Genomic DNA, 25,808 nt, shown 5'->3' with positions numbered 1-25,808 from the left:
GAATTTCAACAAGGAGAGACTCTCTATGAAACTCAGCAAAATGTCTGCACTGGCGGTGACCACCGCCCTTTGCGCCCCTTCGGCCTTTGCCGAAGAAATGGCCAATGAGCTGACACTGGTATCCTGGGGCGGCGCCTACCAGGCCAGCCAGCAGAAAGCCTATGTGGAACCCTATCTGGCCGCTAACCCCGGCGTTAAGGTGATCTGGGACGAAAGCTCGGCTGAGGCCGTGGCGAAGATCCGCGCCATGAACGAAGCCGGCAATGTGACCTGGGACCTGGTGGACGCTGTGGCCTCCGACTCCATGCGTCTGTGCGACGAAGGCCTGGCCGAAGAAATCAACCATGACGAAGATCTGGCAGCGGCGCCCGACGGCTCCTTGGCCTCCGAAGATTTCGGCGACCTGATTGTCAGTGACTGCTTTGTGCCGCAGATCGTTTATTCGACCACATTCGGCTACCGCACCGACCTGATCGACAAGCCGGAAACCGTCTGCGCGATCTTTGATACCGAAAAATACCCGGGCAAGCGCTCGCTGCAGAAGCGCCCGATCGACAACATGGAATGGTCGCTTTACTGCGACGGCGTCGCCAAGGATGAGATCTACGACGTTCTGGGCACCGACGAAGGTGTGGAGCGTGCGCTGGCCAAGCTCGACACCATCAAGGACCAAGTCGTCTGGTGGACTGCCGGTGCGGAAACCCCGCAGCTGCTGGCCGACGGCGAAGTTGTCATGGGCTCGACCTTTAACGGCCGCCTGTTCTCGGCAATCGCAGAACAGAACCAGCCGATTGGCATGCTTTGGGACATGCAGTCCTTTGACCTGGACGGCTGGGTTGTTCCGGCTGGACTGCCTGCAGACCGCAAGGCGCGCGTGATGGACTTCCTGAAGTTCGCCACCGACACACAGCGTCTGGCTGATCAGGCCGCTTACATCTCCTACGGTCCGGCCCGTGCCTCCTCGGCGCCGCTGGTTGGCAAGCATGCCGAACTGGGTATCGACATGGCCCCGCATATGCCGACTGATCCGGCCAATGCAGGCAACGTGCATGTCTATGACTACGAATGGTGGGCAGATAACCGCGATGACCTGAACGGCAAGTTCCAGGCGTGGCTGGCCAAGTAATCTGACCGTTTCCGAGATACTGCAGGGGGCCTGAACGAAACAGGCCCCCTGCCCAAAAAAATAAAGACCCGACGGGGAACCCAATGAGTGATATTACCCAATCCGGCCCGGTGCTGGCGGCCGACGGCAGGCCGCTGAAGCGCAGCCTGGCGCGCGCACTGCGCATGCAGAAGCTGCGCGCACTGCTGCTGATCGCGCCGCTCTTGCTGTTCATCCTTATAACATTCATCCTGCCGGTTGCGGACATGCTGTTCCGGTCGGTAGAGAACCGGATTGTCGAGGATACACTGCCCCGCACGGTTGAAGTTCTGGCAGACTGGGACCCTGCATCGGGTCAACTGCCGGAGGAGGCTGCTTTTGCCGCTCTGGCCGCCGACCTTAAAGAGGCGGCAAACGTGAAGACCCACACCAAAGTTGCCAAGCGTCTGAACTATGAAAACCCGGGCCTCTCGTCTGTGTTCCGCAAGTCCGGCCGCAAGGTCAAGAATTGGGATATCGCAAACGACGGCCCCTTCCGCGAAAAACTTATAGAACTGAACGACGGCTGGGGCGATCTTGAGCTTTGGCGGACGATTAAGACCTATTCCGGCACTTTCACTTCAGGCTATTTTCTGAACGCAGTCGATATGCGTCTGGGGGCTGAAGGCGCTGAGATCCGCCCGGAGAACGAACGGATCTACAACACCATGCTGATCCGCACCATGCGGATGTCCCTGATCATCACCTTCAGCTGCATCATGCTGGGGTACCCGGTTGCCTGGATCCTGGCGAACCTGCCCACACGCCAGGCAAACCTGCTGATGATCCTGGTGTTGCTGCCGTTCTGGACATCGCTTCTGGTGCGGACCTCCGCCTGGAAAATCCTGCTGCAGCAGCAGGGGGTGATCAACGACACGCTGGTCTGGATCGGACTGGTGGATGATGCCAACCGATTGGTTCTTATCAACAACGAGCTGGGCACCATCATTGCGATGACCCATATCCTCCTGCCGTTTATGATCCTGCCGATGTATTCGGTGATGCAAACAATCAACCCGTCTTACTTGCGTGCCGCCAAATCCCTCGGGGCAACCGACTGGACCGCATTCTGGCGCGTCTACTTCCCGCAGACCGTGCCGGGCATCGGCGCCGGGTCGATCCTCGTCTTCATCCTGGCTGTTGGCTACTACATCACTCCGGCTCTGGTCGGCGGCACCAAAGGCACCTTTATTTCGAACCTGATCGCCTACCACATCTCGACGTCGGGCAACTGGGGTTTGGGCGCGGCACTGGGCGCAATCCTTCTGGCGGTCGTTCTGGCCCTCTACTGGGTCTACGACAAGATCGTCGGCATCGATAACGTGAAGCTGGGATAACGGACATGAGCGCACTTCCTCCTTATGCAACCACCGGCCAGCGTGCCTGGTACTATTCCTTCCGGGTCATCTGCGGATTGGTGTTCTTCTTCCTGATCGCGCCGATCGTGGTGATCATCCCGCTCAGCTTCAACGCGCAGGACTTCTTCACGTTCACGCCGGAAATGCTGCGGCTGGATCCCGAAGGATATTCGCTGAAACACTACCGCGACTTCTTCAGCAATGACTCCTGGCAGTCCGCGATGTGGAACTCGCTGAAGATCGCGCCGATGGCGACCATTGTCTCGGTCACTTTCGGCACGCTCGCCGCCATCGGTCTCAGCCAGCCGCATGTGCCCTTCCGCCGGGCAATCATGGCGATCCTGATCTCGCCGATGATCGTGCCGCTGATCATCTCCGCGGCAGGCATGTATTTCTTCTACAGCCGTATTGGCCTGCAGGGGACCTACATTGGTGTGGTGCTGGCGCACGCGGCGCTGGGCATTCCGTTTGTGATCATCACGGTGACCGCAACCCTGGTCGGCTTTGACCGTTCCCTGACCCGCGCCGCGGCCAATATGGGTGCGGATCCGGTCACCACCTTCTTCCGGGTGCAAATGCCGCTGATCCTGCCCGGGGTTATTTCGGGCGGCCTGTTTGCCTTCATCACCTCTTTTGACGAAGTTGTCGTGGTGCTCTTTGTTGGTTCAGCCGGGCAGAAGACATTGCCTTGGCAGATGTTCATCGGCTTGCGCGAACAGATTTCGCCAACCATTCTGGCTGTGGCAACCCTGCTGGTTGCGATCTCCATCATGCTGCTGGCTGCGGTAGAGATGCTGCGCCGCCGTTCCGAGCGCCTGCGCGGCATGTCCCCGGGCTGATCTGATTGCCTGACCTTCAAACCAGCAAAGGCCCCGCCAAGCGGGGCCTTTCCCTTGTTCATCTGGCGAAAAATATCCCGGGAGTGAATTGGCCGTAAGGCCAAGAGGGGGCTGGCCCCCTCCTGCTACCGCAGGTCTTCCAGCAGCCTTGGTGAGGCATATCCGTCCGGCGTCAGGCCTTTGGCGACCTGATAGGCACGCACCGCGCCAATAGTTTTTGGCCCGATCTTGCCATCAATGCCCTCGGTGTCAAAACCCGCCCGGGTCAGCCGCTGCTGCATCTCTTCCCGTTCGGACAGGGTCAGCGCCCGGTCGTTGCGCGGCCAGCTGCCCTGGATCGGCGCGCCGCCCTTGATCCGGTCGGCCAGATGACCGACACCGATCACATAGGCGTCGGCAGTGTTGTAGCGCTCCAGTACCGCAAAGTTTCCAAAGATCATGAAGGCTGCACCGGTACTGCCCGCAGGCAACAGGATCGCGGCGGGCCCGTGATCAGCGACCGGGTGCCCATCCAATCCTTTGACGCCAAGTGCTGCCCAGTCGGCGGGCAGCTTCTCGATCTCCCGGTTTGCCAGAGTGTAGTCAAACTCCTTAGGCAACGCCACTTCCACACCCCAGGGCTGGCCTTTCACCCAGCCGAATTTCTTGAGGTAAGCCGCGGTTGAGGCCAGCGCATCAGCCGGATTGTCCGACCAGATGTCGCGCTTGCCGTCGCCGGTGAAATCCACTGCATAATCCAGGTACGATGTCGGGATGAACTGGGTGTGCCCCATGGCACCGGCCCAGCTGCCGGTCATTTTGCGGGCTGCGACATCTCCGGCCTGCAAGATCTTCAGCGCGGCCACCAGCTGACCCTCGAAAAACGCCCCGCGCCGCCCGTCAAAGGCCAGCGTTGCCAAGGAACGGATCACATCCATCTTGCCGCGGAACGTGCCATAGCTGCTTTCCAATCCCCAGACCGCCACCACGATCTCTTTTTCGACGCCATAGGTTGCTTCGATTTGATCCAGCCGGGCGCGCTGTGCCTGCAGTGCCGCCTTGCCGTTCTTCACCCGCAGCTCCGAGGCGGCGCTGTCCAGATAGTCCCAGATCGTCTTGGTGAATTCCGACTGGTTGCGGTCGCGGCGGATCACCTCAGCGTCATAACTGACCCCGGCAAAGGCACTGTCCAGCACCGGTGCGCTGACGCCCTGCGCCTTGGCACGGCTGCGGAACGCTTTGATCCAGCCTTGGAAATTCAAGTCAGCAGCGGCAAGCACAGGCTCTTGGATGGCGGCCGCTGGCCTTGCCGCAGGTCGCAGGGCTGTGGCTGCAGCCAATTGAATGGCTTTGCCCTGTACCTCTTGTTCAAGAAGCCCTGGCCGCTGGGCGGGCCTCAGGGAACTGTCCGGTGCGGCCTCTGCCGCCATGGCGCCGCCTGCTACCAGGGACGCTGCAACCCATTTGCGCATGTTGCACCTCATTATCACTGCTCCCCTCCAGTCTAGCGGCGGTGCCGTCCGGGTAAAGAGGTCAGTCAATGCATGTGCGGCGGGCCGCCTGCCGGTGCTCCTGGCGGAACTGCTCTAGCGCGTCCCGCAGCATCGGCACCCGGTGCGGGCGGAAGCTTTGCCCTGTGACTTCCAAGGTCTGCATCCGGTCCAGACGGAACACGCGTATCGCCTCGCGCAGGCAGCACCAGGCAATCAGCACTGTTGAGCGGTCGAAATAGACCACACTCAGCGGCTTCACCTGCCGCTCGGTCACTGCGCCATGCCCGTCTGTATAGCCAAAGCGCACCTCCACCTCGTCCCAGGTGGCCTGACGTAACTCCTGCGCCGAAATCGCGGGCGGAATGGGCCGGTCGAAACGGTAGGGCGCCAGCACCGCGTGGCGCAGCCGGTGCGCCTGTCGCGGCGGCAGCCGCGCCTGCAGCTTGCGCAGCGCTTCCGAGGCCGCGGTGGCCAGCTCGGGATCGCCGATCTGTTCAACTTCGCGCAGGCCGAGGACCAGCGCCTCCAGCTCGGTGTCGCGAAACCCCATCGGCGGCAGCGCGTTGTCCTCGATCAGGGTAAACCCATAACCCGCCTCGCCGTCGATCACGGCACCCATCTCACGCAGGGTGGCGATGTCACGGTGAATGCTGCGGGCAGATACCCCAAGTTCCTCGCCCAGCCGTGCCGCAGTATGCGGTCCAGGTCCAAGGCGCAGGGCCTGCATCAGCTGGAAGAGGCGGTGGGTTCGGGACATGGCCCATTCTCTCTACGACTGATGACAGTTTTTGTCACCATGCTGATTTAGGTTGTCAGCAACCCGAGATGACAGGAGCCCGGAATGCTGACCCTTCTTACCTATCCCCGAAATGGCACCGTTTTCAGCCTCAGCCCGTTTTGCGTCAAGGCAGCCTTGCTGCTGGCCTATGCTGGCCAAACCTGGACCCGTGAAGACCTGAACGACCCCCGGAAGATGCCGCACCGCAAGCTGCCGGTGCTGCGCACGCCAGGCGGGCTGGTACCGGACAGCAATGCAATCCGCGCTTGGCTGGAACAGCAGGGCACGGATTTTGATGCTGCGCTCGGAACGCGGGACCGGGCCCAGGCGCAAGTGCTGATCCGCATGTCCGAGGATACGCTTTATTTCCACGTGGTGCGCGACCGCTGGGACAATGATACGGTCTGGCCGACGATCCGCGACAGCTACTTTCACGAGATCCCGGCCCTGATCCGCCGCCCGGTGACCAGCTCAATCCGCAAGTCGGTCCATAACGGGCTGATGTTCCAGGGCACTGCCCGGTTCAGCGAGACCGAACGCAGTCAGCGTCTGGACCAGGATCTGCGGGCCCTCGCCGATTTGCTGAAAGGGCAGGATTTCCTGTTTGGCGCCCAGATCTCCAGTGCCGACTTCAGCGTCGCTTCCATGCTGCAGGCGATGGGGACAACACCTGTCCGCACCGCGCTGGTCAGCCGTATCCTCGACGATAAGGTCCTGCAGCCCTATGTTGATCGTGTGTTTGAAACGGTGCCGTTGCCATGACCCCGCCCTTTGCCAATCCCGGAATTGAGGCCGCCTTTGATGTGCTGGACCCGCAGGCCCGCGCCGGCCTGCTGGCGCTGCGCAGATTGATCTTCGACACCGCCGCGCAAACGCCAGAGGCCGGGCGGATCGAGGAAGCCCTGCGCTGGGGCCAGCCCGCCTATCTCACCGCCGAGCGCAAAACCGGCACCACCCTCAGGCTGGGGGTGCACAAGGGCGCGCGCTTTGCGCTGTTTGTGCATTGCCAAAGCCGGCTGATCCCGGAGTTTGCCAGCGCTTTCCCGGCGTGGGACCGGTTCGAGGGCACCCGTGCAGTTCTGTTCAACGATCCCGCCGAAGTCGAACCCCTTCGCCATGGCTGGCTGATCAAGCGCGCGCTGACCTACCGTATCCGGCCGCCGTTAGAGATCTCAGCCTGATCAAAAAAACCAGGCTGTCCCCGCGGGGACAGCTGCCTATTTCCGCCGTTTGCGCTCAACTTTGCGTTTTACTTTGGCGCCTTTGTGCTTGGACTTTGCTGCCTTGCGCTTGACAGTCCGGCCTGCCGGGCTGCGCCGTCCGCCTTTGCGGGATCCGCCGCCCTTGGGCAGTTCCAGGTTTTCAATTGCCAGCAACTCCAGCTCCAGCCCGCCGGTCACGGGTGCCGCCTGCACCAGCCGCACGGTGACCCGTTGGCCGATGGCCAGGGTCATGCCCGTATCGGCCCCCATCAGCGTGCCGGCCTGGGCGTCGAAATGGAAAAACTCCCGCCCGATCGAGCGCACCGGCACCAGCCCGTCGGCGCCGGTCTCATCCAGTTTCACAAAGGCCCCGAACCGGGCAATACCGCTGATCCGCCCTTCGAATTCATTGCCCACCCGTTCGCTGAGGTAGGACGCCAGATAACGGTCGGTGGTGTCCCGTTCAGCAATCATCGACCGCCGTTCGGTGTCAGAGATATGGGTGGCGGTGTCCTCCAGCCGTTCGATCTGGGCTTCGTCCAGCCCATCGTCGCCCCAGCCATGCGAGGAGACCAGCGAGCGGTGCACGATCAGGTCCGCATAGCGGCGGATCGGCGAGGTGAAATGCGCGTAGTTCTTGAGTGCCAGGCCGAAATGGCCGAAGTTCTCCGGGTTGTAATAGGCCTGCTGCATCGACCGCAGGGTGGAGATGTTGATCAGCTCCGCCTCATCGGTTCCCGCCGCGTGGTTCAGCAGCGCATTCAGATGCCGGGTTTGCAGCACCTGGCCCTTGGCCAGATTCAACCCCGCCGCGCGGGCGGTTTCGCGCAATGCTTCCAGCTTTTCCTGCGCCGGTTCTTCATGCACCCGGAACAGCAGCGGCGAGCGTTTCTTGATCAGCGTCTCTGCCGCGGCGACATTTGCGAGGATCATGAACTCCTCGATCAGCTTGTGCGCATCCAGCCGGTCGCGGAAGGCAACCGAGGTGACCTGACCAGCGTCATCCAGGATGATTTTTCGCTCCGGCAAGTCCAGGTCCAGGGGTTCCCGCACCGCACGCGCTCTTTTTAGAGCCTGATATGCGGCAAAAAGCGGCTTGATCACATCTTCCACAAAAGGCGTGGTTTTTTCATTCGGAGTGCCATCAATGGCGTCCTGCACCTCGGCGTAATGCAGCGAGGCGGCAGAGCGCATCAGCCCGCGTACAAACCGATGTCCGATTTTGTTGCCATCGGCGTCCACCTGCATCCGCACCGCGATACAGGCGCGCGGCACCCCTTCATGCAAGGAACACAGATCGCCCGACAGCCGGTCCGGCAGCATGGGCACAACCCGGTCCGGGAAATAGCTGGAGTTGCCGCGTTTGCGGGCCTCGCGGTCCAGGGCAGAGCCGGGGCGCACATAGGCGGCCACATCGGCAATCGCCACCCAGATCACATGGCCGCCGGGGTTTTGGGGGTCGTCATCGGCCTGGGCAAAGCAGGCGTCGTCATGATCGCGCGCATCCGCCGGGTCGATGGTGACCAGCGGCAGCTCGCGCAGGTCTTCGCGGCCCTTGAGGCCCATCGGTTTGGCGGCATCGGCCTCGGCCATGACCGGGTCGGGGAAGTGATCGGGGATACCATGCTGATGAATGGCAATCAGCGACACCGCCTTGGGCGCTGCCGGGTCGCCCAGCCGTTCCACGATCCGCGCGCGCGGCAGGCCCATGCGGCCCTTGGGTCCTGCCTGTTCGGCCTCAATCAGCTCGCCGTCCTTGGCGCCGTTGACGGCGTCCGGGGCCACAGTCCATTCGCTGGAGGCGGCCTTGTCGATCGGCACAATCCGCCCGCCTTCGGAACCGGCGCGGAAGATACCCAGCACCCGTTTCGGGTTGCTGCCGATGCGGCGGATCAGCCGGGCCTCATAGTTGTGGTCCTGATCCGGCACCAGCTGCAGCTTGGCCAGGATCTTGTCGCCTTCGCCCAGGGCCGGATCTGAGGCGCGGGGGAGGACCAGAATAACCGGCTCCACCCCTTCGCCATGCCATTCCAGCGGCCGGCCATACAGGTCGCCATCCGCATCCGGCGCCTTTACCTGCAGCACGGTCACCGGCGGCAGCTGGTCCGGGTCGCGGTAGGTCTTCTTGCGCTTTTGCAAATGGCCCTCACCCTCCAGCTCCTTGAGGATTCGCTTGAGGTCGATGCGGTCGGCGCCCTTGATGCCAAAGGCCTTGGCGATGTCGCGCTTGGAGGTATGGGTCGGGTTGGCGGAGATCCAGTCGAGGATTTCGGCCTTGGAGGGAATACGGCTCATACTTCCCGCGTAGCATGGCGCGGGGGCGGCGTCATGGTGAAAAGCGCAGCTTAGCGGCGAGGCAGATCGGCAGCGGTGTCGACGTCGCGCAGAGTATCAGTCAGGGCGATACGGTATCCGGGCAGGGTCTGCAGCGTATCAGCCAGAGCATGTTCCGTTGACCAGCGGGTGTTTTGAAACAGACCGTGGGGCAGGCGGGCCGGGTGTTTGGCGCCCACCAGCCAGTAACCGCCATCCTCCGCAGGGCCGAAGACGGCGTCGTGATTGCCAAGCGCTTCGAAGGCGCGGGCGATATGAACGCGGGTGATGCCGGGGATGTCAGCACCGATCAGGCAGACAGGACCAGGCACAGATTGCAGCATCCGCTTCATCCGCTGACCCAGGTCGCCGCTGCCTTGCGGCAGGCGGGGCAGATCAGCGGGCCAGACCTTTGAATTCACCGCGATGTCGGGAGCTGCCGCCAGCACAATCTGCCAGCGCGGATCGCGCAATCGCCGTATCAGCCGGGCGGATTGGTGGCGGAACCACCAGGTTGCCGGAATCACGCCGATACCCCGGCCCAGACGGGTCTTGACCCGGCCCGGGCGCGGCTCCTTGACCATGATGATCAGGGTGCGTTTCACGTGAAATCGCGCAGCATGTCCCGGTGATCGATACCGGCATCGTCATAGACCGGGCCAAAGGCGGTGAACCCGAGCTTTTCATAGAACCCGATGGCATGGAGCTGCGCGCCCAGCTTGGCTTTGGATATGCCCGGTTTGGTCCGCGCGGTTTCCACCGCCGCTTCAATCAGCTTGGCGCCCAGCCCGGTGCCGCGTGCGGATTGCAGCACGCAGACCCGGCCGATCTTGGCGGTGTCGCCTTTGAAGACAATCCGCGCGGTTCCCACCGGATCACCGTCCTGAACGGCCAGCAGGTGGGTGGCAGAGGCATCCAGCGTGTCCTGTTCCTCTTCCACCGGCACGCCTTGCTCTACCACAAACACCTGGTGGCGCAGAGCAATGCAGGTCTCAAGGTCGTCGGTGACAGCCATGCTCAGGCTCATGCAAAGAAATCCTGCAGAATGCGGGTGTAGATGGATTTCAGCTGGTGGATCTGGGCGACCTCCACCCGTTCATCCACTTGATGCATGGTTTTGCCGACCAGGCCGAATTCTACCACTGGGCAGTGGTTTTTCACAAACCGCGCGTCCGACGTGCCGCCAGTGGTCGAGAGGTCAGGTTTGCGACCCGTTTCCGCCTCAACCGCCGCTGAAACCAGATCTGACAGCGCACCCGGCGGGGTGATGAAGCTTTCGCCGGAGACTTTCACCTTAATCCCGATTTCAACACCGAAATCGGCGGCTACTTTACCGGCCTCGCCTTGCAGCCACGCGCTCAGGCTGGCGCCGCTATGAGAATCGTTGAAGCGGATGTTGACGGTTGAGGCCGCCTGTGCCGGGATCACATTGGTGGCCGGGTTGCCGGTGTCGATGGTAACGACCGCCAGCGTCGAGGCATCAAAATGATCGGTGCCCTGGTCCAGCTCATGGCTGGCCAGGCGGTCCATCAGCCGCGCCATCGCGTTCAGCGGGTTGTTGGCGCGGTGCGGATAGGCCGAATGCCCCTGCACGCCGGTGATGGTGAACCAGGCGGTCAATGAGCCGCGGCGGCCGATCTTGATCATCTCGCCCATCTCGTTGGGGCATGTCGGTTCGCCCACCAGGCAAACAGACATCTGCTCATCCTCGCGGCCCATGTAGTCCAGCAACGCGGTGGTGCCGTCCACTGCATCGCCTTCCTCGTCGCCGGTGATGGTCAGGATGATGGCGCCGTCCGGCGGTGAATCCCGCACAAAATCAATCGCGGCAGCGGCAAAGGCGGCAACCCCCGATTTCATGTCAGTGGCGCCGCGGCCGTACATGAGCCCGTCTTTCTCCTCGGCGCCGAAGGGCGGCATGGTCCAGGCGGCCTCATCCCCCAGCGGCACCACATCAGTGTGGCCGTTGAAGCCGAAGGTCTTGACGTGTCCTTTGGCGCCCCAGCGGGCAAACAGATTGCTGACCTCGCCGCGATCAGTGCGGGTGCACTCAAAACCTGCGCCGCTCAGCAGTTTCTCCAGCAGCACCAGCGCGCCGCCTTCCTCGGGCGTCATCGACGGACAGCGGATCAGGTCGGCAGTCAGGCGGGCGGGATCGGTTTGCGGCATCGGCGGGCTCCTGAATTACGAGTGCGCACAGGCCTAGCGCGGATCGGGGCGCGGTGCAATTCGTCGCTGCAGCAGGGAATGTGGCGCAAAAGCTGCGGTTTTGCAGATGCGCCCAGGTCAATCTGACTCACGTAAAATTTTATGTTAAGACTTTGTTAATAATGACCCGAGGCAGGGCAACCAAACGAGCAACAAGGGCCGCAAAGGCCAAGCAGGAGCAAGCTGTGCGCAGCCGCGGCGCGCCTGTAATTGACAGCAGGTGCAGGCCTGCGTCTCTCGTTTGTCCGGCCTCTGACTGGCAAGAGGTGGGCAAATCATGGCAACAGGCGCTGAACTCAATTATCAGACGAACGCCTCTGCAACGCAGATGGCGCAAACAATCTTTGGCGATGGAGCCACTGTTGTCGGCGCTTCCTATTCGGGGTGGAGCCAGTCCTCGGCGATCTATTCAAATGGCGATGCCCTGGCGCCGGGCGCAACACCCGGCGATTCAGGTGTCATTCTGTCGACCGGGCGGGCCAGCCATTTCACCCGCTCCGGCGGCGACCCTAACCGGTCCACCCAAACCTCGACCAACACACCTGGCGAAAGCAATAATGCGGATTTCAATGCCGCAGCGGGCACCAATACTTATGATGCTTCCTATCTGGATGTGAGCTTCATTCCCGATTCGGATGTGATGACGATGCAATTCGTCTTTTCCTCCGAAGAATTTCCGGAATTCCAAAACTCGGTCTATCAGGACGTGGTGGCGGTCTGGGTCAATGGCGAACAGGTGTTGATGGAAATCGGCAACGGCCAGGCCAATCCCAGCAACATCAGTTCCTCTATCAACGAGAATCTGTATCTCGATAACGCCGGCGACGATTTCAACACCGAGATGGACGGGCTTACCCTGACCATGACGCTGACGATGCGTGTCAACCCCGGTGAGGTGAACGACATCCGCATCGGCATCGCCGATGTGAGCGACAGCCGCTACGACAGTAACCTGCTGATCGCCGCAGATTCGGTGCAGACCGATCTGGTGGCAATGACCGACAAGGTTTTTGTTGCACCGGACAGCAGCAAGACAATCGACGTGCTGGCCAATGACGTGAACAATTCCGGCGGCAGCCTGACCATCACCCATATCAACGGCACCGCGGTGACAGCCGGGTCGGTGGTAACGCTTAATACCGGTCAAGAGGTGCAGCTGAACGCGGATGGCACGCTGACCCTGATCGGTGATGGCGATGTTGAGGACTTCAACTTTACCTATGGCGTGACCAATGGCGTCAATTCCGATACCGGCTTTGTCAATGCCAGCTCGATCCCCTGTTTCGTGGCCGGCACCCGGATCCGGACCCCCTATGGCGAGGTGCCGGTGGAGGATCTGATGCCCGGTGATCTGGTGGAGACCCGCGACGATGGTGCGCAGGTGCTGTGCTGGACCGGCGGGCGATCGGTGGCGGCAGAAGATGATTTTGCGCCGATCCGAATTGCCGCGGATACGTTTGGCCGTCATGGCGAACTGATGGTTTCTCCGCAGCACCGGGTGCTGGTGCGCGGCGCCCATGCTGAATTGTTCTTTGGCGAGGAAGAGGTGCTGGTGGCCGCCAAGGATCTGGTCAATGGGCGCAGTGTGGCACGTTGTCCGGGCGGCGAAGTCACCTATGTGCATCTGATGTTCGACCGTCATCAAGTGATTTACTCCGAAGGTCTTGCTACTGAGAGCTTTTTGCCCGGCCCGCAGATTGTCAACCTGTTCGACCGGCCGGTGGCAGAGGAGATCTGCGCGCTGTTCCCGGAGCTTGATCCGGAAACGGGCGCTGGTTACAGCGCCGCAGCGCGGCCAGCGCTTAAAGCCTATGAAGGGCGGCTGCTGGCCGCGATCCAGGCGGCCTGACGCCGGTGGGCTGGTTTGCGGTCTTTGGCAGCGGCCACAGCTGGAGCGATCCGCAGGTGCTGCTGACAGCGGGGGTATCTGACAGCGACGGCCTGTTGGTGCGCGGCACAATCATGCTGGAATTCCAGCTGCCGGAAAGCGCACGGCCAGAGCCGCTTCTGCTTTATTCTCAATGCGGCGATTGGCCGTTGCGGCTGGCATTGCAAGCGGTGCCGGGCGGCGGCTTAAGCTTTGTGCTGGAGCAAAGCGGTTCCGTGCTGCACCAGACGCTTAATCCAACCAGCCTGGGCCGCACCGGCCGGCTGCGGCTGCTTTATGCCTGGGATGCACCTGCCCGCACAGGGCGGCTGACGCTGGAACAGCCGGACGGCAGCCAGATGCAGATTGCTGCCCTGGCCGGACCCAAACCCTGGCGGCTGCGGGATCTGCAGGCGCTGACCGGACCGTTGGGCTATGTGGCGCCGGCAGTAGAATACGTGGCGTTCTCCAGCTGCATGGAGCCGGCCGGTCCGGCCCCTGCGCTGCTGCCGTCCACCCCGATTGCCACACCTGAAGGCTACAGTGCGCTGAATGGTTTGCAGCGGGGTGATCTGGTTCTGACCAGCAACGGTGAGGCGGTGCCGGTCTTGCATGTGATCGAACGGCAGGTGCCGGCGCTAGGCTCCTTTGCGCCGGTGCGGCTCAGGGCGCCCTATTTCGGGCTGCAGCGGGATATTCACGTGGCACCGTTTCAGCGGCTGGTGCTGTCAGGATCCGAGGTGGAGTATTTGTTCGGCCAGCCCGCGGTTCTGGTGCCGGCGGGCAATCTGCTGGGGACCGGCACCGCGTTGCCGGGCGCGCCAGGCAGCAGCCCGCTGATCACTTACTGCCAGGCGGTGCTGCCGGATCATGAGCCGCTGCTGGCGGCCGGCGCCATGACCGAAAGCCTGTTTCTAGGCCGTCTGCGCCGCGATCTCCAGCGGCTGGCTGCCAGCCTTTTGGCACCGCTGGGCGCCGCAGCCCTGCCCGAGCACCGGCAGCCGAAATTCCCGGTGCTGCGGGCCTTTGACGCCGCAGTGCTGGCCGAACGGCGGACCGCCTGACACATCCGCGGCTTCGAATCAGGTCTCTGCTGCCAAGGTGCTTGCGTGAAAAAGGGGAACCGCCTAAGGACGTTAAAACCATCCCAGAGGCCTGACCCGAGCGTTTCCGTGCTGTATCTTCGCCTGACCACCGCCGCCCTGTTCCTGCTTTGGGGGCAATTGCTGTCTGCGCAGGTGCTGACGGTAAACACGGTTACCCGGCCGCCCTTTTCCATGCTGGAGGAGGGGCGCGACACGGGCTTTTCCCTGGAACTTCTGAAAATTCTGGCGGCGCGGCTGGACTGGGACTACCAGGTTAACCGCACGAACAGCTTTGCGGAGATGCTGGAGGGGGTGCGCAGCGGCGAGGCGGATCTGGCCGCAGCCAATATCTCCATCACCGCATCGCGCGAAATTGCGATGGATTTCAGCCATCCGATTTTTGAAAGCGGACTGCAGATCTTGGTGCAGGCCGATGAAATCCGCCAGCCGTCGCTGATGCGGGCATTATTGTCCTGGGATCTGGCTGCCGCCATCGGCATTGCCTTCATGCTGCTGTTCGGCGGCGGCATGCTGATGTGGGTTTTCGAGCGCCGCGCCCAGCCCTATTTTGACCGCCCATTGAAAGAGGCTTGGTTTCCGTCCTTCTGGTGGGCGCTGAATCTGGTGGTGAACGGCGGATTTGAGGAACGGGTGCCGCGCACGCCGGTAGGGCGGATGTTCGGCGTGGTGCTGGTTGTGTCGTCGCTGTTCGTCGTCTCGGTCTTTGTCGCCAAGATCACTGCTGTGATGACGGTGGAGGCGATCAGCGGCTCGGTGAACTCGGTCAACGATCTTTATGGAAGATCGGTTGCAACCATTGGCGGGTCGACGGCAGCCGGGTTCCTTGACCGGCGCGAGATCGACTATTCCGCCTTTAGCGGTCTGGAAGAGATGCTGGCCGCCTTTGAAGCCGGTGAGGTGAAGTCATTGGTTTTTGATGCGCCGGTGCTGAATTTCTATGTACAGCAAGGAGGGCATCAATACGGCCAAACCATTGGCCAGCCCTTCCTGCGCGAGAATTACGGGCTGGTGTTCCCGGCCGGCTCACCGCTGGTGGAAGATGCCAACCGGGTGTTGCTGGCGATGCAGGAAGACGGCAGTTATGACGCGCTTTACCGTAAATGGTTCGGCAGCCAGAACTGACCTGTGGAGTTAGTGGAAAACCGGCTCCTCGCCGTCAAAGAACGGGGTCATCTGGGCAACGATCACGGCGTTTTCCTCTAGTGCCCGCTGCATCAGCGCGCTTTCTTCATCACCGATCTCATGGCCTTCGGCCTCACGTTCTTCCAGGGTGCCGTATCCGGTCACATCCAGCGGCGCGGTGTCGGCCTGTTTCAGAATCGCCACGGTTTCGCGCACCGCCTCGGCCTCGTCCACGCCGGAGGCATAGATCATCAGCGCCGCGCCAGTGGCGCCATCAGGCAGGCCGTCGCCGTCCTTGCGTCCGATCTGGACAAGCAGGGTATAGACTTGCTGGCGGGAGGGTTTCTTCTTTTCCATGCCGCCGCCATAGCGCCGGGGCGGGGGGGTGGTCAATCAAATAGCGGCAGCGGGGAAACTGTCCGGGCTGGCGAAAGGCTTGCAAGCAGGCGTGATCAGGATTTATGTCCACGCTTAATCAGTTTCCCAAAGGACCCGCTGATGCGCATCTCCGCTTTGACTGCCCAGCCGGTGCCTTGGAAAAACGGCGGCGGTGTGACCCGCGAATTGGCCTTGCATCAGGAAGACGGCCAGATGGTCTGGCGTCTCAGCCTGGCGGATATTTCGCGCAGCGGCCCGTTTTCCGCCTTTCCAGGCCTTGCCCGCATCCATTGCATCGTGGAGGGCGCGGGCCACACACTGTCAAATAGCGAAACACAGCTGCAAGCGTGGCCGCTGAAACCGCTGCGTTTCGATGGCGGCATGGAATTTGACAGCCGTCTGCGCGAAGGGCCCTGCAAGGCTTTCAACGTGATCTACGATCCGGTGCGGGTCACGGCAGACGCGGCAATTTTGCGAGACGGCGCGCTGCCCGATGCTGCAGGCAGCCAAGTGTTCTTTGTTGTATCCGGCAGCCTGAATCTTGCAGGCCAGGGGCACCTTGCCCCAGGCGAAGGGATCGTCCTGGAAAGCACCGTCAGCGGAAGGATCTCCGATGGCGGCGTGGTTATCCAGCTGCGGTTTTTGCCTGTTTAGAGACTGTTCAACAGATCCCTGATCGCGGTCCGGTATCCCGCAACCACACTGTCGCGGGCGATATGGCGGCCCTGTTGCACAACATGGCGGCCGGCGCTCCAGACATCCGTCACAGTGTCGTCGCCTGCCGCAAAACACAGCCCGTCCAGCATCTGCTCCGGCTTCAGCGCGCAGAGCGCCGGGACGCTGCTGTCGATGGCCACTAGATCCGCCAGTGCGCCTTCCTCGATCCGGCCGGCATCCCGGCCCAAAGCTTGCGCGCCGCCTTTAGCTGCGCCCAAATACAGCGTTTCCCCTACCGAGCCTGCTCCCGGTACCAGCACATTGCGGGCCAGGTCGCGCAAACGTTGGGAATACTCTAGCGTGCGCAGCTCCTCGGGCAGCGAAATCCGCACGTTAGAGTCTGAACCAACCCCGAACGCGCCATCATTCGCCAGATACTCTCCCCCGTTGAACGGGCCGTCGCCCAGGTTTGCCTCTGTGATCGGGCACAGCCCTGCGACCGCTCCCGAACGCGCCATGCCGGCGGTCTCAGCGCTTGTCATGTGGGTGGCATGGATCAAGCACCATTTGCCATCGACGGATGCGTTGTCCAGCAGCCATTCGACAGGACGTGCAGCCAGCCAATCACTGATGTCGGCGACTTCTTTTGGCTGCTCGGAGATATGGATATGCACCGGCAGCCCGTCCTGGATCTGCAGCACTGCTGCCAGGTCCTCGGGGCAGGTGGCGCGCAGCGAGTGCGGTGCGATGCCGACGCAGGCGTCCTGCGGCAGATCCCGCGCAGCAATTTTGCGGGCCCGGGCGACCAATTCAGAGAATTCCGCAACCGAATTGCCAAACCGCTGCTGGCCCCCATTCAGAGCCTGTTTTCCCGCCCCGCCGTAGGTATAGAGCACAGGCAGATGGGTGAGACCGATACCGGTCTGGCTGGCGGCGGCAAACACCCGCTCGCTAAGCTCGGTCAGTGATGCAAAATGCGCACCGCCCGGCTGGTGATGGACATAGTGGAACTCGCCCGCGGAGGCATAGCCGGCTTCCAGCATCTCCATGAAAACCAGCGCAGCGATAGCCTCGTATTGCTCCGGGGTGATGCGGTCCACGAACCGGTACATCAACTCGCGCCAGGTCCAGAAGCTGTCCTTGCCCGCAGCGCGGTATTCGGTCATTCCCGCCATCGCGCGCTGAAAGCTGTGGGAATGCAGATTGCCCAGCGACGGCAGAAGCACATCTGCCCGCGCGTCGCCCGGCTGCGGCTGGGCACCGGATTCCAATGAGCAAATCCGGCCGCTCTCTTTCGTCAGCCGGAGGTTCTCTGCCCATCCTTGGGGCAGGCGGGCGTGCTGGGCGAATATGGTCTGCATCTAACTCTCTTATGTGTAGATGTAATACTATTAGCGGCATGTTTTTTGTGCTGCAAGAGTATTGCGCTGGAGGGGCGCTGCCCCTTGGCCTCGCGGCCTCACCCCGGGATATTTCCGGCAAGAGGAATAGCGGACCCCTGTTTCTTCCTCTTGCTCGAAATATCCTGGGGTTTGGGGCAAAGCCCCAATAAAAAACGCGCCCGGATGGGGCGCGCTCTATTGTTTCTGCAATGCAGCGCGGATCAGTCGCGCAGCAGCTCGTTGATGCCGGTTTTGGAGCGGGTCTTTTCGTCCACCCGCTTCACGATGACCGCGCAATAGAGGCTGATGTTGTTTTTCGACGGCATCGAGCCTGCGACCACAACCGAGTAAGGCGGCACTTCGCCAAAGGTCACTTCACCGGTTTCGCGGTCGACGATCTTGGTCGATTTGCCGATGAACACGCCCATGCCCAGAACCGAGCCTTCGCGCACGATGCAGCCTTCGACCACCTCGGAACGGGCGCCGATGAAACAGTTGTCCTCGATGATGGTGGGCCCCGCCTGCATCGGTTCCAGCACACCGCCGATGCCGACGCCGCCCGACAGGTGCACGTTCTTGCCGATCTGGGCGCAGGAGCCTACGGTGGCCCAGGTGTCGACCATGGTGCCTTCGCCGACATAGGCGCCGAGGTTCACGAAAGACGGCATCAGCACCGCGCCCGGCGCGATGTAGGCGGATTTGCGGACCACGCAATTGGGCACCGCGCGGAAGCCAGCAGATTTCCACTGCTCTTCACCCCAGCCGGCAAATTTGCTGTCGACCTTGTCCCACCAGCCGCCGGCCTGCGGGCCGCCTTCGTGGATTTCCATGTCCTTGATCCGGAAGCCCAAAAGCACCGCCTTCTTCGCCCATTGGTTCACGTGCCAGTCACCGCTGTCCAGCTTTTCGGCCACACGCAGGGAACCGGAGTCCAGCGCATTCAGGGTGTCTTCAATGGCTTCACGGGTCTCGCCGGTGGTGGCGGGGGTGATGGTGTCGCGCGCCTCCCAGGCGGCTTCGATCGCTGCTTCCAGCTGGGCGTTGGACATGGGGGTTCCTCCGGCATTCGTTAGATTCGGGGTTACATAACGGCAATCTGCCCGCAGGTCATGTCCGGATTGCGTCCAAATTGCCGCCCCCGACGGCGTTTTGCCGGCAGTCAGCGCACCCGGCGCAGGTGCCGACGCAGGATTTCGCAAGCCGCAGCGGGATCGCGGCGCTCCATCGCCTGCACGATCGCGGCATGATCACTGTCTGTCCGGCGGGTCCATTGATGCTGCCAGTTGGCAAACAGATGCCGGGCAGCGGCGATATGCAGATCGTCAATCGAGGCCAAGAGCCGGGGCATCGCGCAAGGAGCAAGGATCGTCTTGTGAAAGGCCCGGTTAAGCCGTTCCCAACCGGCCATGTCCTGTGCCGCATCACAGGCGAGACGGGCGGCCTCGGCGGCTTTGATATCCTTTGGTGTCAGGCGGGCGAAGGCGTGGGTCAGGGCCAGCACCTCCAGCGCCACCCGCATCTCGATCACCTCACGGATTTCGGAAGGGTCCAGGGCGCTGACCCGGGTGCCGCGGCGGGGTTCGGACACCGCCAGCCCATGTGCCTCAAGCCGCAGGAGTGCCTCCCGCACGGGCACATGGCTCGCCTCGAACGCGCGCGCGATATGATCCTGGCGCAGCTTTTCGCCAGCAGGCAGGCTGCCGGTAATGATGCGCTCGCTCAGGCTGCGGTAGATGGTATCTGCGATGGTTGCCGACATATCTTGGCGATACCGGGGCTGATGGAGGGCCGCAAGGATTATCCCAGCGGGTCCGGGGCTATGTTGCCGCCGCAGATCAGCACCGCCACACGCTCGCCGGGCGCAGGGCGGTAGGCTCCGCACAACAGTGCAGCCAGGGCGGTGGCGCCTGCGGGTTCGACCAGGATCCGCCGTTCGCGCCACAGCGCGGTCTGGGCCCTGGTGATGGCGCTGTCCGGTACGGTCACCGAAGTCAGGCCCGGTGCCGAAGCGAGTTCGAAACAGATAGCGCCTATGCGTTTGGCGCCAAGAGCGTTGGCCGCGACGCCGGAGACGTCCACATCCACCGGTTGGCGGGCCAGCAATGCCGCATTCAGCGCGCAAGAAGTTTCGGGCTCCACCGCCACGATCTTCTTTGCCCCCTGGAACCAGACCAGCGCGCCGGCAATCAGCCCGCCGCCGCCCACCGCGATCAGAAGGGTATCCGCCTCAAGGCCTTGGGCCTGCCATTCGGCAAAGCAGGTGCCCTGACCCGCAACAGTGGCGGGGGCGTCGTAGGCGTGGACTTGCATGGCGCCGGTCTCCGCCTCATAGGCCTGGGCCCGCTCCAGCGCGTTGGCATAGGCGCCGGGCACCACCTGCAGATCAGCCCCGGTGCGTTCGATTAGAGAAATCTTGGCCGGGCCTGCCATCTCGGGCACATAAATCCGGGCCTTGTGGCCCAGCTGGTGCGCGGCATAGGCTGCGGCGGCGCCGTGGTTGCCGCCAGAAGCTGCCACCAGTCCCGCCGGCGGCACTGGCTGGCTCAGCAATGTGTTAAAGGCACCGCGGGCCTTAAAGCTGCCGGTGTGCTGCATGTGCTCCAGCTTCAGCTCCACCGGGAAATCCAGGCCGAAGCCCTGCGTTTGCATCACCGGGGTCTGCTGCACATGTGGGCCAACGCGTTCTGCTGCATTCCTGATTTCATTCTGCCAGTTCATGCGCCGATCTCCCTGCCTGCTGCGCCGGAACCTTAGCCGCGCTACCGCCGGGCGCAAGCGGGCAGTGGCATTTCCTGCATTCTTGATTGGCGCTAACGGCCAAGGGCGGCTACAAAGGGAGTCCTGTTGATTAATCTGGGATTTTCTATGACCGAAGACCGCCACAGCCGTTTCCGCGATGCCCATTCCGACCGGGACCGGGCCGAACATGTGCCCGCCACGCCGCAGACCCAGGCGCCTGCCTACCGGCTTGCCTTTGCCGATGAAGAGTTTCTGTGCCGCGAGGAACTGCGCCCGGTGCGGCTGCAGCTGGAGCTGCTGAAGCCGGAGCTGATGCTGAATGAGCATGGCATCGAAAGCACCATCGTGATGTTCGGCGGCGCCCGGATCCCGGATCCCAAGCATAAAGATCAGGCGCGGACACAGACGCTGGCGGATCTGTCGCATTTCTATGATGAGGCGCGCGAGTTTGCCCGGCTGATGACCATAAAATCGAAGGAGAGCGGCGGCCGTCAGAACGTGATCGTAACCGGCGGCGGCCCCGGTGTGATGGAGGCGGGCAACCGCGGCGCGCTGGACGCGGGCGGCCAGTCCATTGGCCTGTCGATCGTGCTGCCGCATGAGCAAGCGCCCAACGGGTACGTGACGCCGGACCTCAGCTTCAATTTCCACTACTTCGCGATCCGCAAGATGCATTTCCTGATGCGGGCGCGGGCGATCACCGTATTCCCCGGCGGTTTTGGCACCCTGGACGAGCTGTTCGAGAGCCTGACGCTGATCCAGACCGGCCGGATGGAGCGGGTGCCGTTCCTGCTGTTCGGCAAGGCGTTCTGGGACAAGATCATCAATTGGGAGGCGCTGGGTGACGCCGGCACCATTTCGGATCAGGATCTTGACCTGTTCCGCGTGGTCGACACCGCACAGGAGGCGGTGGAAATCATCGACAACTGGGAGCCTGCGCCGCCGCGCGACAGCCTGCCCGGACGCGAGCGCTAAGCGCCGTTAACAAATACAGCTGCTGCCGGGATCAGGCGAATTCCGGCGGCAGCCTGCCAATTTCGTCGCCGGTGGTCAGCCGGGTGAGGATCTGGGCACCTTCCACGGTTTTTACTGAATAGCCGTAACCGCGCAGGCGGAACTGCCATTCCCGCGGACTAAGGGCCTTTTCCCGTTCGCTGCGGATCAGGTCCAGTACGCTGGGGTCAATCGGGGCAGTCTTGCGTTCCATTGGAGCCATCTGTGAGTCCTTCTGAAAATGAATTGTCTGCGTTTTGGAAATTGTTCCCGGCAAAGGGCGGAATTTTAGCTGTATTGTGAAAAGAGTACGGCAGGCTGGCCTGTGTCCCTGAGTGCGGCCCTTGCGCAACAGTTCTCAGGCGTGGTGATGCCGCGGCAATGCGGGCGGTAGAACCGGCGGGAAACCGGACTTCATCAGACGGTTTTCGCGCAGGAATTTGCCAATTGCAGAAAATTGTCATTTCTTCGCTCGGCTTGAGGCCGGAAACGGGCCAAACTTGGCCACATTTACAAACAAAAACTTACCGTTGACAGGATAGTGGAGACCGTTGATGCCCGAAGTTTCAGATTACACGGCGCTATTAGCCTATACATCGAACAGCAGCCTCCGCTGGAACAGCTTGGCTGATCCCGGCACTCAAACTGTGGTGACATACAGCTTTGTCGATAGCGGCGACTTGGGGGATGCGGCTGACGACCCTTATGGCGCCAGCAGCTATTGGTCCTTCAACAGCACGCAGCGCGACTATTTCCGCCTGGCTCTTGCGGAGTTTGAAGAGGCGGCCGGCGTGCTGTTTGTCGAAACGGACGGCCCGGCGATGATCAACGCCTTTGGCTACAACGGCGGCTCTGCTGCAGGCTGGGCGGATCTTGCCTGGTCCACCTCATATTCCACCAATGAGGGCGAACTGGCGATTAAAAGCAGCAATATGGCGCCGGGCTCCTATGGCTATGAAACGGTGCTGCACGAGATCGGCCATGCGCTGGGCCTTGAACATCCGCATGACGGTGACACTACGCTGGCGGACCACCTGGACGACCAGGAACACACCGTGATGACCTATAACTATGCCGGGTACAACGTCACGGAACTGGGCACGTTTGATGTGCAAGCCCTGACCCATCTTTATGGCGATACTGGCAGCACCGCAGGATGGAGAGCTTACGCCAATACGGCGGGCGACGTGGTGATCAAGGCCAGCAGCCGTGCAGAAACTGTATTGGCGACCGGGCAGGATACCAAGATTTATGCCAGGGGAGGCGAAGATACCGTCATTGGGCGCGAAGCGGATGACCGCCTGTTCGGCGGCGGCGGCGCTGACACTCTGACCGGTGGCTATGGCGAAGACAGGCTGGCGGGCGGTAAGGGGTCGGACGTTCTGATCGGCGGATTGGATGAGACCGACTATTCAGGCGCCTACGGTGAAGACGACTTTCTGAAAGGTAATGGCGGCAGGGACACGCTGTTTGGCGGTCAGGGGGGTGACAGGCTGATCGGCGGCAACGGTAAAGACCGCCTAGTCGGCGGTGAAGGGTCTGACGTCTTGACAGGAGGCAAACACGCGGATGTTTTTGTGTTCGTGTCTGCCGATTATTGGGAAGACGAAGTCATTACGGATTTCGGCAGAGGCGATGACCGGATCGAATTCTCTGACACTTCAGTGGAAGAATTCGGCGATCTGACCATCACACAGGTAAATGGCAACACCCTGATCGGATTTTTCGGCAGTCACGAGATCGAGTTGACCGGCTACACCGGCACACTCACCGAGGACCACTTCCTGTTTACCTGATACGGCAGCCGGGGACCCTGCCGCGCCGGGGCCGGAGCCGGGTTACTTCAACCCGGTTTCGGCCTCAATCTGCTTACGGCTTTTGCGGGCGCGTTCGGTCGCCGATTTCAGCTGGCCGCAGGCAGCCATGATGTCATCGCCGCGGGTCTTGCGGATCGGCGAGGCATAGCCGGCCTGATAGACGATATTGGCAAAGGCGTGAATTCGGTTGTTCGAAGACCGCTTGTACGGGCTGCCCGGCCATTCATTGAACGGGATCAGGTTTATCTTGGCCGGGATTTTGTAGCGCTTGATGTGCTCAATCAAACGGTGCGCGTCCGCGTCGGTGTCGTTCACCCCGTCCAGCATCACATATTCAAACGTGATCCGCTCGGAATTCGACACTTTGGGGTAATCCGCCAGCGCCTGCAGCAGCGTGTCGATGTTCCAGCGCTTGTTGATCGGCACCAGCTTGTCGCGGATCTCGTTGGTGGTGGCGTGGAAGGAAATTGCCAGCAGGCAGCCGATTTCCTCGGCGGTGCGGGCAATCTCCGGCACCACGCCTGAGGTCGACAGGGTAATCCGGCGACGGCTGAGCGAGATGCCCTCGGGGTCCATCGCAATCTTCATCGCGTCGCGGACGTTGTCGAAATTATACAGCGGCTCGCCCATGCCCATAAGCACGATGTTCGACAGCAGGCGGGTTTCGTCCTTGGGCGCGCCCGGCACCGGCCATTCCTCCAGATCGTCGCGCGCCATCATCACCTGGCCGACAATCTCGGCCGGGGTCAGGTTGCGCACCAGCTTCTGGGTGCCGGTGTGGCAGAAAGAGCAGGTCAGGGTGCAGCCCACCTGAGATGAGATGCACAGCGTGCCGCGGCCGTCTTCGGGGATATAGACCACTTCGACCTCGTGGCCGCCATTGATGCGCACCAGATACTTGCGGGTGCCGTCGGTGGAGACCTGTTTGCTCACCACTTCCGGGATGCGGACTTCGAAGGTATCCGCCAGTTCCGCCCGATAAGCTTTGGCCAGGTTGGTCATATCCGCGAAATCGCGCTTGCCCCACTGGTAGATCCACTGCCAAATCTGCCCGACCCGCATCTTGGCCTGTTTTTCCGGGGTGCCATGTTCGATCAGCACCTCGCGCATGCGTTCACGGGTGAGGCCGACAAGATTGACCTTGCCGCCCTCGGGATCCTTGCGGGGCAGGGTCAATACGTCCTGGGTGATCGGCGCGCTGGCGGTCATTGGCTTTAGCCTCGGTGCTGGTGGGCGGATGCGGCTCTATATAGGATTCCCGCGGAAGATCAAAAGGAATCCTTGAACACAAGTTTCAGACCGCGGATTTGACCAGTGCCTATTTGGCAAACCGCACCAGTTCCTCGACCCGGGCACGTCCCAGGGTCGTCCAGCACGCCCGCGTTGCAATTCCGGCGTCTTCACGCACCGCATGGGCTTCGCCGGCAAAAGCGCAATGCGCGCTCCGGAATCCTTCCCAGGCTGTTTGGCTCTGCATCAGTGCAGCTTCAACCGCAGTCCCGCCATTGGAGTTGTCACGCTCTGCGGCGGCGACCATTGCGGCTTCCAGCGCGTTGAGCAATGCGGCTTCCACTCCTTCTTCATCGTCCGCCACACAGGATCCGATTTCCTCACGGCTTCCTGCGCCGCATTCCAGCGCCGGATTGGCAAACGCGGGCGGGAAAAGCAGCGCAACTGCGAGGCAAGCGCACGGGAGACTGGCTGAGTTCGGCATGGCAAGCACCTCCTGCTTCCCATGCTACGCCGCTTGCGGGCCTCAAACAAGAAAACCCCGGCACAGGCCGGGGTTTGGTGTGTTTCCGCTAGGCAGCCGAAATTACTTGCTGCAGCGTTTTTCCGCGTCATCCAAGGCGGCCGTAAAGCCCAGCAGCGAGAAGCTGTCCTTGGTTTGGGTGCCCCGGGCGGACCGCGCGGTCAGCACCGCATTTGCGCCGCGTTTCATAGCGGTAACGATCTTGGCATCATCCGCAGGTGTCGCCGGCCAGGCCCATTCGCCCTCGGTGAACAGTTCAAACTCGGACTCGCCGATGGCCATGTTCACGGTGGAACCCGGCGCAAAGGGGTAGCCGCCGGTAAAGCTGACTTCGCCTTTGGGGGCATCGCTGCTGCGGAAGGTGACAAACAGCTGGATCTCGCTGCGGCGCACCGCCACGACGCGGCCGTCGCGGGTGTTCACGGTTTCCTTTGGTGCGGAAACCCCCCAGCACTCGTTGGGATTGTCGCCTTCAAAGACGCTCCAGTCCACTTTGGCTGCAACGCGGTTGTTCGACGTTGCTTGCGCAGATGCGGTGGTTGCCAATGCTGCCAGACACAGGCCCGCAGCCACGCGGGCAAGTTTCAATGCCATTTGTCCCGACTCCAAGACTGTTCTCTAAACCTCAAATACCAAACAAAGGGTCCGCAGCGTTTCAACCGCCGTCTGGTCCCGATCCC

Annotated in this window: 25 protein-coding genes and 1 pseudogene; 11 read left to right on the top strand and 15 right to left on the bottom strand. The window is 61.9% G+C overall.

From position 1 onward, the window contains the following. Nucleotides 1-25: 25 nt before the first annotated feature. The 3 genes and pseudogenes from K3557_RS18265 to K3557_RS18255 all read left to right on the top strand — a co-directional run. On the top strand, nt 26-1,126 hold the full coding sequence (locus K3557_RS18265) for an extracellular solute-binding protein (protein WP_259988865.1): 1,101 nt from the start codon (nt 26-28) through the stop codon (nt 1,124-1,126). Between the two features lie 83 nt (nt 1,127-1,209). Beyond that, nucleotides 1,210-2,481, top strand: a complete 1,272-nt coding sequence (locus K3557_RS18260; protein WP_259995524.1) for an ABC transporter permease — start codon at nt 1,210-1,212, stop codon at nt 2,479-2,481. Nucleotides 2,482-2,495: 14 nt separating this feature from the next. After that, nucleotides 2,496-3,341, top strand: a pseudogene (locus K3557_RS18255) (ABC transporter permease); the annotation flags it as partial. A 125-nt stretch (nt 3,342-3,466) separates the two neighbouring features. Here K3557_RS18255 and K3557_RS18250 read toward each other — a convergent pair. Both K3557_RS18250 and K3557_RS18245 read right to left on the bottom strand, forming a co-directional pair. After that, the gene (locus K3557_RS18250) at nt 3,467-4,792 is read right to left on the bottom strand and encodes a lytic murein transglycosylase (protein WP_409201191.1); all 1,326 of its coding nucleotides are present in this window, start codon (nt 4,790-4,792) and stop codon (nt 3,467-3,469) included. Nucleotides 4,793-4,853: 61 nt separating this feature from the next. After that, nucleotides 4,854-5,570, bottom strand: a complete 717-nt coding sequence (locus K3557_RS18245) for a YafY family protein (RefSeq protein WP_259995521.1) — start codon at nt 5,568-5,570, stop codon at nt 4,854-4,856. 84 nt (nt 5,571-5,654) lie between these two features. On the opposite strand from K3557_RS18245, the gene K3557_RS18240 reads away from it, so the two are divergent. Together K3557_RS18240 and K3557_RS18235 are read left to right on the top strand one after the other, a co-directional pair. Then, the gene (locus K3557_RS18240; protein ID WP_259995519.1) at nt 5,655-6,353 is read left to right on the top strand and encodes a glutathione S-transferase family protein; all 699 of its coding nucleotides are present in this window, start codon (nt 5,655-5,657) and stop codon (nt 6,351-6,353) included. Beyond that, nucleotides 6,350-6,772 (top strand): DUF1801 domain-containing protein, encoded by a 423-nt coding sequence (locus K3557_RS18235; protein ID WP_259995518.1) that lies wholly within the window; start codon nt 6,350-6,352, stop codon nt 6,770-6,772. The genes K3557_RS18240 and K3557_RS18235 overlap by 4 nt, the downstream gene beginning before the upstream one ends. A 36-nt stretch (nt 6,773-6,808) precedes the next feature. Here the strand turns inward: K3557_RS18235 and rnr are convergent, their stop codons facing one another. The 4 genes from rnr to dapE are packed head-to-tail and all read right to left on the bottom strand — an operon-like array spanning nt 6,809 to nt 11,275. Next, nucleotides 6,809-9,088 (bottom strand): ribonuclease R, encoded by a 2,280-nt coding sequence (gene rnr, locus K3557_RS18230; protein ID WP_259995517.1) that lies wholly within the window; start codon nt 9,086-9,088, stop codon nt 6,809-6,811. Nucleotides 9,089-9,138: 50 nt separating this feature from the next. After that, nucleotides 9,139-9,711, bottom strand: coding sequence for a TIGR04282 family arsenosugar biosynthesis glycosyltransferase (locus K3557_RS18225; RefSeq protein WP_259995510.1), 573 nt, complete (start codon nt 9,709-9,711; stop codon nt 9,139-9,141). Continuing rightward, complete coding sequence (locus K3557_RS18220) at nt 9,708-10,133, bottom strand: GNAT family N-acetyltransferase (protein ID WP_259995498.1); 426 nt, start codon at nt 10,131-10,133, stop codon at nt 9,708-9,710. The genes K3557_RS18225 and K3557_RS18220 overlap by 4 nt, the downstream gene beginning before the upstream one ends. After that, nucleotides 10,130-11,275, bottom strand: coding sequence for a succinyl-diaminopimelate desuccinylase (dapE, locus tag K3557_RS18215; RefSeq protein WP_259995496.1), 1,146 nt, complete (start codon nt 11,273-11,275; stop codon nt 10,130-10,132). Before dapE ends, K3557_RS18220 begins: the two co-directional genes overlap by 4 nt. 316 nt (nt 11,276-11,591) lie before the next feature. On the opposite strand from dapE, the gene K3557_RS18210 reads away from it, so the two are divergent. The 3 genes from K3557_RS18210 (at nt 11,592) to K3557_RS18200 (ending at nt 15,409) form a co-directional block, all read left to right on the top strand. Then, complete coding sequence (locus K3557_RS18210) at nt 11,592-13,163, top strand: Hint domain-containing protein (protein ID WP_259995488.1); 1,572 nt, start codon at nt 11,592-11,594, stop codon at nt 13,161-13,163. 5 nt (nt 13,164-13,168) lie between these two features. Beyond that, nucleotides 13,169-14,245, top strand: coding sequence for a Hint domain-containing protein (locus tag K3557_RS18205; protein WP_259995486.1), 1,077 nt, complete (start codon nt 13,169-13,171; stop codon nt 14,243-14,245). A gap of 108 nt (nt 14,246-14,353) precedes the next feature. Beyond that, on the top strand, nt 14,354-15,409 hold the full coding sequence (locus tag K3557_RS18200) for a transporter substrate-binding domain-containing protein (protein ID WP_259995484.1): 1,056 nt from the start codon (nt 14,354-14,356) through the stop codon (nt 15,407-15,409). A gap of 9 nt (nt 15,410-15,418) precedes the next feature. Here the strand turns inward: K3557_RS18200 and K3557_RS18195 are convergent, their stop codons facing one another. After that, nucleotides 15,419-15,766: a hypothetical protein gene (locus K3557_RS18195; RefSeq protein ID WP_259995482.1), complete on the bottom strand. Its 348-nt coding sequence runs from the start codon at nt 15,764-15,766 to the stop codon at nt 15,419-15,421. A gap of 141 nt (nt 15,767-15,907) precedes the next feature. On the opposite strand from K3557_RS18195, the gene K3557_RS18190 reads away from it, so the two are divergent. Beyond that, complete coding sequence (locus tag K3557_RS18190; RefSeq protein WP_259995479.1) at nt 15,908-16,441, top strand: HutD family protein; 534 nt, start codon at nt 15,908-15,910, stop codon at nt 16,439-16,441. On the opposite strand, the gene K3557_RS18185 is transcribed toward K3557_RS18190, so the two are convergent. From K3557_RS18185 to K3557_RS18170, 4 genes are all read right to left on the bottom strand, one after another. Next, nucleotides 16,438-17,805 carry a formimidoylglutamate deiminase gene (locus tag K3557_RS18185; RefSeq protein WP_259995477.1) on the bottom strand — a complete coding sequence of 456 codons (1,368 nt, stop codon included), beginning with the start codon at nt 17,803-17,805 and terminating at the stop codon, nt 16,438-16,440. The two genes, K3557_RS18190 and K3557_RS18185, sit on opposite strands and share 4 nt — an antisense overlap. A 242-nt stretch (nt 17,806-18,047) precedes the next feature. Next, nucleotides 18,048-18,875, bottom strand: a complete 828-nt coding sequence (gene dapD, locus K3557_RS18180) for a 2,3,4,5-tetrahydropyridine-2,6-dicarboxylate N-succinyltransferase (protein WP_259995476.1) — start codon at nt 18,873-18,875, stop codon at nt 18,048-18,050. A 110-nt stretch (nt 18,876-18,985) separates the two neighbouring features. Continuing rightward, entirely contained in the window at nt 18,986-19,585 is a 600-nt protein-coding gene (locus K3557_RS18175) for a GntR family transcriptional regulator (RefSeq protein WP_259995475.1), read from the bottom strand. A gap of 38 nt (nt 19,586-19,623) precedes the next feature. Further along, entirely contained in the window at nt 19,624-20,544 is a 921-nt protein-coding gene (locus K3557_RS18170) for a threonine/serine dehydratase (RefSeq protein ID WP_259995474.1), read from the bottom strand. A 147-nt stretch (nt 20,545-20,691) separates the two neighbouring features. Between K3557_RS18170 and K3557_RS18165 the strand changes: the two genes are divergently transcribed. Beyond that, nucleotides 20,692-21,540, top strand: a complete 849-nt coding sequence (locus K3557_RS18165; RefSeq protein WP_259995473.1) for a TIGR00730 family Rossman fold protein — start codon at nt 20,692-20,694, stop codon at nt 21,538-21,540. A gap of 31 nt (nt 21,541-21,571) precedes the next feature. Here the strand turns inward: K3557_RS18165 and K3557_RS18160 are convergent, their stop codons facing one another. Continuing rightward, nucleotides 21,572-21,772, bottom strand: coding sequence for a hypothetical protein (locus K3557_RS18160; protein ID WP_409201190.1), 201 nt, complete (start codon nt 21,770-21,772; stop codon nt 21,572-21,574). Between the two features lie 340 nt (nt 21,773-22,112). Between K3557_RS18160 and K3557_RS18155 the strand changes: the two genes are divergently transcribed. Then, nucleotides 22,113-23,354 carry a reprolysin-like metallopeptidase gene (locus tag K3557_RS18155; protein ID WP_259995472.1) on the top strand — a complete coding sequence of 414 codons (1,242 nt, stop codon included), beginning with the start codon at nt 22,113-22,115 and terminating at the stop codon, nt 23,352-23,354. 42 nt (nt 23,355-23,396) lie between these two features. Here K3557_RS18155 and rlmN read toward each other — a convergent pair whose 3' ends face one another. The 3 genes from rlmN to K3557_RS18140 all read right to left on the bottom strand — a co-directional run bounded on the left by rlmN (nt 23,397) and on the right by K3557_RS18140 (nt 25,722). Next, nucleotides 23,397-24,584 (bottom strand): 23S rRNA (adenine(2503)-C(2))-methyltransferase RlmN, encoded by a 1,188-nt coding sequence (gene rlmN / locus K3557_RS18150; protein WP_259995471.1) that lies wholly within the window; start codon nt 24,582-24,584, stop codon nt 23,397-23,399. Between the two features lie 109 nt (nt 24,585-24,693). Then, entirely contained in the window at nt 24,694-24,969 is a 276-nt protein-coding gene (locus K3557_RS18145; protein ID WP_259995464.1) for a lysozyme inhibitor LprI family protein, read from the bottom strand. Between the two features lie 222 nt (nt 24,970-25,191). Beyond that, nucleotides 25,192-25,722 carry an invasion associated locus B family protein gene (locus tag K3557_RS18140; protein WP_259988911.1) on the bottom strand — a complete coding sequence of 177 codons (531 nt, stop codon included), beginning with the start codon at nt 25,720-25,722 and terminating at the stop codon, nt 25,192-25,194. Between the last annotated feature and the right edge of the window lie 86 nt (nt 25,723-25,808).

This window comes from Leisingera sp. M523, from assembly GCF_025141335.1.
GTDB lineage: Bacteria > Pseudomonadota > Alphaproteobacteria > Rhodobacterales > Rhodobacteraceae > Leisingera.
This window is presented reverse-complemented; position numbering and strand designations above follow the sequence as displayed.

Excerpts from the sequence above, each read along its gene's own strand:
- K3557_RS18265 (WP_259988865.1), top strand. The coding sequence starts at position 26 with ATGAAACTCAGCAAAATGTCTGCACTGGCGGTGACCACCGCCCTTTGC.
- K3557_RS18260 (WP_259995524.1), top strand. The coding sequence starts at position 1,210 with ATGAGTGATATTACCCAATCCGGCCCGGTGCTGGCGGCCGACGGCAGG.
- K3557_RS18250 (WP_409201191.1), bottom strand. The coding sequence starts at position 4,792 with ATGCGCAAATGGGTTGCAGCGTCCCTGGTAGCAGGCGGCGCCATGGCG.
- K3557_RS18245 (WP_259995521.1), bottom strand. The coding sequence starts at position 5,570 with ATGTCCCGAACCCACCGCCTCTTCCAGCTGATGCAGGCCCTGCGCCTT.
- K3557_RS18240 (WP_259995519.1), top strand. The coding sequence starts at position 5,655 with ATGCTGACCCTTCTTACCTATCCCCGAAATGGCACCGTTTTCAGCCTC.
- K3557_RS18235 (WP_259995518.1), top strand. The coding sequence starts at position 6,350 with ATGACCCCGCCCTTTGCCAATCCCGGAATTGAGGCCGCCTTTGATGTG.
- rnr (WP_259995517.1), bottom strand. The coding sequence starts at position 9,088 with ATGAGCCGTATTCCCTCCAAGGCCGAAATCCTCGACTGGATCTCCGCC.
- K3557_RS18220 (WP_259995498.1), bottom strand. The coding sequence starts at position 10,133 with ATGAGCCTGAGCATGGCTGTCACCGACGACCTTGAGACCTGCATTGCT.
- dapE (WP_259995496.1), bottom strand. The coding sequence starts at position 11,275 with ATGCCGCAAACCGATCCCGCCCGCCTGACTGCCGACCTGATCCGCTGT.
- K3557_RS18210 (WP_259995488.1), top strand. The coding sequence starts at position 11,592 with ATGGCAACAGGCGCTGAACTCAATTATCAGACGAACGCCTCTGCAACG.
- K3557_RS18195 (WP_259995482.1), bottom strand. The coding sequence starts at position 15,766 with ATGGAAAAGAAGAAACCCTCCCGCCAGCAAGTCTATACCCTGCTTGTC.
- K3557_RS18190 (WP_259995479.1), top strand. The coding sequence starts at position 15,908 with ATGCGCATCTCCGCTTTGACTGCCCAGCCGGTGCCTTGGAAAAACGGC.
- K3557_RS18185 (WP_259995477.1), bottom strand. The coding sequence starts at position 17,805 with ATGCAGACCATATTCGCCCAGCACGCCCGCCTGCCCCAAGGATGGGCA.
- dapD (WP_259995476.1), bottom strand. The coding sequence starts at position 18,875 with ATGTCCAACGCCCAGCTGGAAGCAGCGATCGAAGCCGCCTGGGAGGCG.
- K3557_RS18175 (WP_259995475.1), bottom strand. The coding sequence starts at position 19,585 with ATGTCGGCAACCATCGCAGATACCATCTACCGCAGCCTGAGCGAGCGC.
- K3557_RS18170 (WP_259995474.1), bottom strand. The coding sequence starts at position 20,544 with ATGAACTGGCAGAATGAAATCAGGAATGCAGCAGAACGCGTTGGCCCA.
- K3557_RS18165 (WP_259995473.1), top strand. The coding sequence starts at position 20,692 with ATGACCGAAGACCGCCACAGCCGTTTCCGCGATGCCCATTCCGACCGG.
- K3557_RS18160 (WP_409201190.1), bottom strand. The coding sequence starts at position 21,772 with ATGGAACGCAAGACTGCCCCGATTGACCCCAGCGTACTGGACCTGATC.
- K3557_RS18155 (WP_259995472.1), top strand. The coding sequence starts at position 22,113 with ATGCCCGAAGTTTCAGATTACACGGCGCTATTAGCCTATACATCGAAC.
- rlmN (WP_259995471.1), bottom strand. The coding sequence starts at position 24,584 with ATGACCGCCAGCGCGCCGATCACCCAGGACGTATTGACCCTGCCCCGC.
- K3557_RS18140 (WP_259988911.1), bottom strand. The coding sequence starts at position 25,722 with ATGGCATTGAAACTTGCCCGCGTGGCTGCGGGCCTGTGTCTGGCAGCA.